Source organism: Pontiella sp., from assembly GCF_041622395.1.
Taxonomy (GTDB): Bacteria; Verrucomicrobiota; Kiritimatiellia; order Kiritimatiellales; family Pontiellaceae; genus Pontiella.
This window is the reverse complement of record NZ_JBFJYW010000244.1, coordinates 1-5,806: the sequence shown is the minus strand read 5'-3', so window position 1 is coordinate 5,806 and position 5,806 is coordinate 1. Positions and strand designations below refer to the sequence as shown.

5 protein-coding genes are annotated in these 5,806 nt (G+C 61.5%); 2 read left to right on the top strand and 3 right to left on the bottom strand.

The features are described from left to right. Positions 1-183 precede the first annotated feature (183 nt). Together ABYO54_RS13105 and ABYO54_RS13100 are read left to right on the top strand one after the other, a co-directional pair. Complete coding sequence (locus ABYO54_RS13105; RefSeq protein ID WP_372808698.1) at positions 184-1,590, top strand: MBL fold metallo-hydrolase RNA specificity domain-containing protein; 1,407 nt, start codon at positions 184-186, stop codon at positions 1,588-1,590. Between the two features lie 116 nt (positions 1,591-1,706). Further along, positions 1,707-3,953 carry a hypothetical protein gene (locus ABYO54_RS13100; protein WP_372808697.1) on the top strand — a complete coding sequence of 749 codons (2,247 nt, stop codon included), beginning with the start codon at positions 1,707-1,709 and terminating at the stop codon, positions 3,951-3,953. Between the two features lie 47 nt (positions 3,954-4,000). On the opposite strand, the gene ABYO54_RS13095 is transcribed toward ABYO54_RS13100, so the two are convergent. Genes ABYO54_RS13095 through ABYO54_RS13085 form a run of 3 tightly spaced genes read right to left on the bottom strand, consistent with a single transcriptional unit; the run spans position 4,001 to position 5,683 of the window. Then, positions 4,001-4,654, bottom strand: a complete 654-nt coding sequence (locus tag ABYO54_RS13095; protein ID WP_372808696.1) for an endonuclease III domain-containing protein — start codon at positions 4,652-4,654, stop codon at positions 4,001-4,003. Next, positions 4,651-4,995, bottom strand: coding sequence for a hypothetical protein (locus tag ABYO54_RS13090; RefSeq protein ID WP_372808695.1), 345 nt, complete (start codon positions 4,993-4,995; stop codon positions 4,651-4,653). Before ABYO54_RS13090 ends, ABYO54_RS13095 begins: the two co-directional genes overlap by 4 nt. A 22-nt stretch (positions 4,996-5,017) precedes the next feature. Further along, entirely contained in the window at positions 5,018-5,683 is a 666-nt protein-coding gene (locus ABYO54_RS13085; protein WP_372808694.1) for a response regulator, read from the bottom strand. Positions 5,684-5,806: the final 123 nt, after the last annotated feature.

Sequence of the window (5,806 nt, the reverse complement as noted above, 5' to 3'; positions counted from 1 at the left end):
GGGCATGGTCGAGGGGTTCCTCTCCACCTTGGGCAACAACCTGCGGCGGCTGAAAGATGGAGATTTCGCTGTCGATCCGCTGATCGAGACGTATAATGACTTTGTTTCGGTTTGCCGCACGGATGTGGTCGACCGGGCTGATCTGGAATAACCCATCGCAGATGCGACAACACAGGAGCAGGAATGGATATCAAACTAAAATTTTTCGGCGCGGCAAAGAACGTTACAGGATCCTGCTACCTGCTTGAAACGAATGGTATCCGGCTGCTGGTCGATTGCGGCCTCTATCAGGAACGCGATCTCAAGCAACGCAACTGGGACGACTTTCCCGTTCCGGCCGAGAGCATCGATGCCGTCTTGCTGACCCATGCGCACCTCGACCACTGCGGCCGCCTGCCCAAGCTCGTGAAGGAGGGGTTCAAGGGAACCGTTTTCGCGACCGCGGCCACGGCGGAAATCGCGAACATCATCATGCTGGATTCCGCGCACATCCAGGAAGAAGACATCAAGCACAAGAAGATGCGCCATGAGCGGCAGGGCAAAACCAGCCCCTTCCCGTATGAACCGCTCTACACGATGCAGGATGCCGAGAAGGTCAACGCCATGTTCAGCAAGGTCCGGTATAACGCCCCCATCGTGATCGGAGAGGGCGTCACCGCCGAGTTCCGCGAAGCCGGGCACGTCTTTGGTTCGTCCTCCATCCGGGTCGTGGTGGAGCAGGGCGGCGAGTCGCGTTCCATCGTCTTTTCCGGCGACGTTGGCCGTTGGGACCTGCCGATCATGCGCGATCCCTTCCAGTTCGAGCACGCCGACTATGTGCTGATCGAATCCACCTACGGCGACCGCGTGCACGGCGAAGTGGCCGATATCCCCACGGAGTTGGCCCGCGTCATCAACGAGACCCATCAGGCGGGCGGCAACATTGTCATCCCCAGTTTCGCGCTGGAACGCACGCAGGAGTTGCTGTACCACCTCAATGGCCTGCTGAGGGAAGACCGCATTCCGCATCTGCTGGCCTTTGTCGACAGCCCGATGGCCATCAAGATCACCGAGGTGTTCAAGAAGCATCCGGAACTTTTCGATGAAGAAACGATGGCGCAGCTGCGGGCGGGCGACAAGCCCTGCGACTTCCCGGGCCTGACCATGTCGACCACGGTCGACCAATCCAAGTCGATCAACCACATCAAGGGTACGGCGATCATTATTGCCGGGTCCGGCATGTGTACCGGCGGGCGCATCAAGCACCACCTCAAGAACAACATCGGACGGCCCGAAAGCACCATTTTGTTCGTCGGCTACCAGGCTTTCGGCACCTTGGGGCGCATCATCCTCGACAAGCCGGAAACCGTCCGCCTCTTCGGCGAGGAGCACACGGTCCGGGCGCGGATCGAGCGCATTTCCGGCTTCTCGGCCCACGCCGACCAAAACGAACTCTACCAATGGATCTCCTCCCTCAAAGAGGCGCCGCGCAAGGTTTTCATCACCCACGGCGAAGAATCGCAGGCCGAGGCCTTCGGTAAATTCCTTACCGAAAAAACCGGCTGGAACTGCATCATCCCCGAATACGAACAGGAAGTGGTGCTGGATTAGGGCGCTGGTTCGCGACGCGGCGTAGCCGAGGATGCCCATGCCGCGCACGGGCATGGGCGAATGGGTTTGGCGACCCCGGCTACGGCTTTGCGGCCGAGTGCGGAATTGGGGGCAGTATGAGAGCGTGGATGCTGGGGGTGTTGGTTGCGGCGTTTCTTTCGGGATGCGCGACGACTTCGATGAAGGGCACGCCGTTCTACACGGGGGAATATGACCGGCGGGAGGGCCCGGCCGCGGATCGGGTGAACCTCTGGCCGCTGCTCTACTATCGCGATCCCGCGTTGTCGGTGCTGTGGCCGATCATGGAGTTCAGCCCGGATCATCTGGCGGTTCGGCCGCTCTATTCGGTTTATGGCCGCTCTTCCGAGACGCCCGTGCACAACGTGGTTTGGCCGCTTGCGCGGTTCGATACGAAGAGCGGGGACCACCGCGTGTTTCCGGTCTATTGGGGCAACGATTATTTCGCCGCGTTCCCGCTCTATTGGCACAAGGGCCATCCGTTGTCGGGGAGGGGCTACGATTCGCTCTTCCCGCTCTGGATCTATCGGAACAGCGGTTCGGGAAGCACCGCGCACGTCTTTTGGCCGCTCTACGCGCGCTATGACCACGCCCACCACCAAGGCTGGCGCCTGTGGCCGTTCTACGGAACGAACAACCGCTTGGACGACCAAAACCGTTGGTGGCTGGCGTCGTTGGCCTACGCCTTCGAAGGGGACGGCGACCGCGGACACGGCTTCTTTCCGTTCTACGGCTACGCATCCAACTCCACCCATACCGCCTTCTACTCGCTGCCCTATTCGCGCAAGATCGCGCGCGAGCCCGGCGCGAAAAGCTGGGAGCTCGCCCTGCCGCTGCGGTATCGCGGCTGGGTGGGGGCCACCAACACCTGGGGCGCGATCCCGCTCGTATCCTGGGGAAAGAATGCGCCGGGCATGAAGGACAACCGCTATGCGGCCGGAATCGTGCGGTCGGCATCGACGGCGGATTCCCGCTCCCACCACGTGTTGCCGTTCTACTATTCGGAGCGCACAGCGGACACGGAGCGTTTCTATAGTCTTCCCTGGTGGTCGGAACATCGGGCGGACGGAACGGGCTGGAATGCGTCGTTCCCGTTCTTCTACGGCGGCTGGTCGACCAACAGCTCCGTTGCGGTCACGCCGCTGTATGCCCGCAAGAAACTTGCTGATGGTTCGGAGGCGTGGTCGTGCTATGTTCCCGCCGTCTATTTCGACCGCACCAAGGACGCGCACTTCATGACCCTGCTCGGCGGGGCCTGGCGCGACGGCGACGAAAAACGCTGGGTCGCATTGCCCATTTTGAGCGGCGGACGGTCCGATGCGGAGTCGGGGGAAACCGTTTGGCTCGCGAAGCTCGCCGGGCGGCAGTGGGGGCCCGAAGGCCGCTCCCACCATGTTTTTCCGCTCTACTATTCCGCGCCGGAAAAGAAGCGCTTCGAATCGCTGCTCTACGCCACGCGGCCGGTCGGGGATAACCAGCAGTACGAGTTTCCGATCCTGCTGAGCGGATGGCGGACGGGCGAGGATTACAGGCTTAAGTTTGGCCTGCTCGGGCTCTGGTTGTCGGAAACCCGCGCCGGGGAAACGACGAAGAGCCGGCTCCTCCCGTTCTATACGTGGCAGCGCAACGACTATTTCTATACGGCGCTATACGGCCACAACGATAAGATGGAATACTATTTCACGCCGCTGGCCGGAAGCTATGCCGGCGACAAGTCGGGGAGCTGGATTTGGCCCGCCTATCGCCACCGCGTCGAGGCCGACGGCGACGTCGATGGTCGCTATCTATTGCTGGGAACGTATGCGAAGGATCACGATTCGCGGCGGCATCGGTTCTGGGGCATCTACCGCTTCCGCGAATGGGCGTGGACCAGCATGCGCAAGGAGGACGCCGATATCACGCGGCGGAAACACTGGGACTATCTGCTGCTCGGCCGGCACCACGACGACCGCGTCTTCGAAAAGACGCCGGAGGGCGAGGCCGGCGAATTGAAACGCCGCCGGATCGGCAAGGGGTTCTGGCCGCTCTATGCAAGCAAGGTCCGCGACGATCTCGAAAAAGATAAACGGGAAAACACCTCGTCGCTCCTGTTGGCGCTATACGACACGCGCCGCGAGCAACAGCCGGGGCACGACTACCTCCGCCGCCGCGTGCTTTGGCGGCTTTGGCACTACGAAAAACTCAACGGCGATTCCTCCACCGACGTCTTTCCCGGCATCACGGTCGACCGCTATGACAGCGGCTATTTCAAATGCTCCCTGTTCTGGCGCCTCTTCCGCTACGAAAACAATCCCGAAACCGGAAAGAAGGAGATGGACCTGCTCTTCGTTCCCCTCAAGCGCTGACGGGGATCGGTCGCGCGGAAAAGGCGCGGCGGTTCTTAGAACCGCATTCAGCGGGGCGGCTTCGGTAGCAGGGGCTCCAGCGGGCAGCCGGCGCATTTGGGCTGGGTGTTGCAGTGCTCTTTGCAGAGGCGGACGATCAGCGCGTGGTATTCGTTGAACAGCGCAACGTCGCCCGGCAGGTGGTCGGTGAAGAGGCGGGCCACCTCGTCGTAGGTTGCCTTTTCGCCGATCCATCCGTGGCGCGAGCCGACCCGTTTGGTGTAGGCATCCACCACGAAAGCCGGCCGCTTCGCCGCGTAGAGCAGGATCGAATCCGCCGTCTCGGGGCCGACGCCTTTCCAGGAGAGCAGTTCCTTGCGCAGGGCGGGGGTGTCGAGCGCAAACAGGGTGTTGAGCGATCCGCCGAACCGCTCCCGGATGGTTCCGACCATGTTCTTGATGTAGCCCGATTTCTGGTTGAAATAGCCCGCCGGTCGAATCCATTCCGCAATCTGCTCTTGGGTCGCACGTTCAAGCGCGTCGAATTGCAGCGCGTGGTTCCGGCGGAGATGGGCAATCGCCTTGGCCACATTGGTCCACGAGGTATTTTGGGTGAGGATGGCGCCGAGCATCATTTCGAGCCGCGTTTGCGCGGGCCACCAATGCTGCGGACCGAACCGGGCGAGCAGCAGGCCATAGGCTTGCCGAAGGGGTGGAGTCATGCCGGAAATTCCTTGCGGAACTCGGCGTCCAGTTCCGCGCGAATTTGCCTGCGCTGGCCGGTGAACACGTCGATCAGGTTGGCGAAATAGAACGCGCCCACCAGCAGAAGCGGGAGGATGAAGGCCGAAGGCGGGATGATTTCGGGGTCGGTGTTCCAGTCGGTCAACATGCCGTAGTAGGCGCGGATGTTCCGGAGTGCAATGGACATGACCCAGCAAAACCCCAACAGGAAGCCCATCAGAAAGAGTCCGCCCGCCAGCCAGCGCCGCTGGACCAGTTGCCCGAGTCCCGGGCAGGCGAAGGCGGAGAGATAGATCGGAATGCGCGACGTTGGTTTCATGGAAATTTCCTCGGCTGGGGGACTAGCGGTGGGATCTGAAGAGGCCGAGATTGTGGGCTTTGTCGATCGCCGATGGAGCGTTGACGACGTTGAGCTTCTCGTAGACGCGGCTGACGTGGGTAACGACGGTGCTGACGCCGATGCCCAGCTGGTCGGCAATCTCTTTTTTGGAGAGCCCCTTTGCCAGCAGGGTCAGGATTTCCATTTCCCGATCGGAGAGCGAGGGGGTGTCGCTCTTTTCGCTCATCGTGTTTTTCAAGGTGGCCAGGATATATTTGGCCACGTTGGCATCGATGGGGGCTCCGCCCGCCATGACGCTCCGAATGCCGTCCGTGATTTTGGCGACGGTCGAGGATTTCAGGAGGTATCCGGCGGCCCCGAGGCTCATGGCGGTCAGGACGTCGGCCTCCTGGTTGGACTGCGTGAGAATAATGATGCGGGCGTCGGGGATGGTGTTCGCGAAGAACGGGATCGCTTCGATGCCGGACATGCCCGGCAGGTTCAGGTCCAGCAGAATGATGTCCGGAACCTGGCGGGTCGACATGTCCTGCAGGCTGCGGAGGGCCCGTTCGGTGGTCCCGAATTCCCCGACGATTTCCATGTCGGGCTCTTTCCTCAGGGCGATCTCCAGGACTTCGCGGTATTCGGGATGATCCTCAACGACCATGACGCGGATGTTTTTTTTCATGGGAGTTCCTTGTTGATGAAACGCAGCAAGCGCTTGCGGGGTTTTAGGTTGAGATTGATGCGGGTTCCCCCGCCGGACGGGGAGTCGACGGTGATCTTGGCGCCGAGCAACTTGGCGCGGCGC

Coding starts and splice junctions, on each gene's coding strand:
- ABYO54_RS13105 (WP_372808698.1), top strand. CDS start 184: ATGGATATCAAACTAAAATTTTTCGGCGCGGCAAAGAACGTTACAGGA.
- ABYO54_RS13100 (WP_372808697.1), top strand. CDS start 1,707: ATGAGAGCGTGGATGCTGGGGGTGTTGGTTGCGGCGTTTCTTTCGGGA.
- ABYO54_RS13095 (WP_372808696.1), bottom strand. CDS start 4,654: ATGACTCCACCCCTTCGGCAAGCCTATGGCCTGCTGCTCGCCCGGTTC.
- ABYO54_RS13090 (WP_372808695.1), bottom strand. CDS start 4,995: ATGAAACCAACGTCGCGCATTCCGATCTATCTCTCCGCCTTCGCCTGC.
- ABYO54_RS13085 (WP_372808694.1), bottom strand. CDS start 5,683: ATGAAAAAAAACATCCGCGTCATGGTCGTTGAGGATCATCCCGAATAC.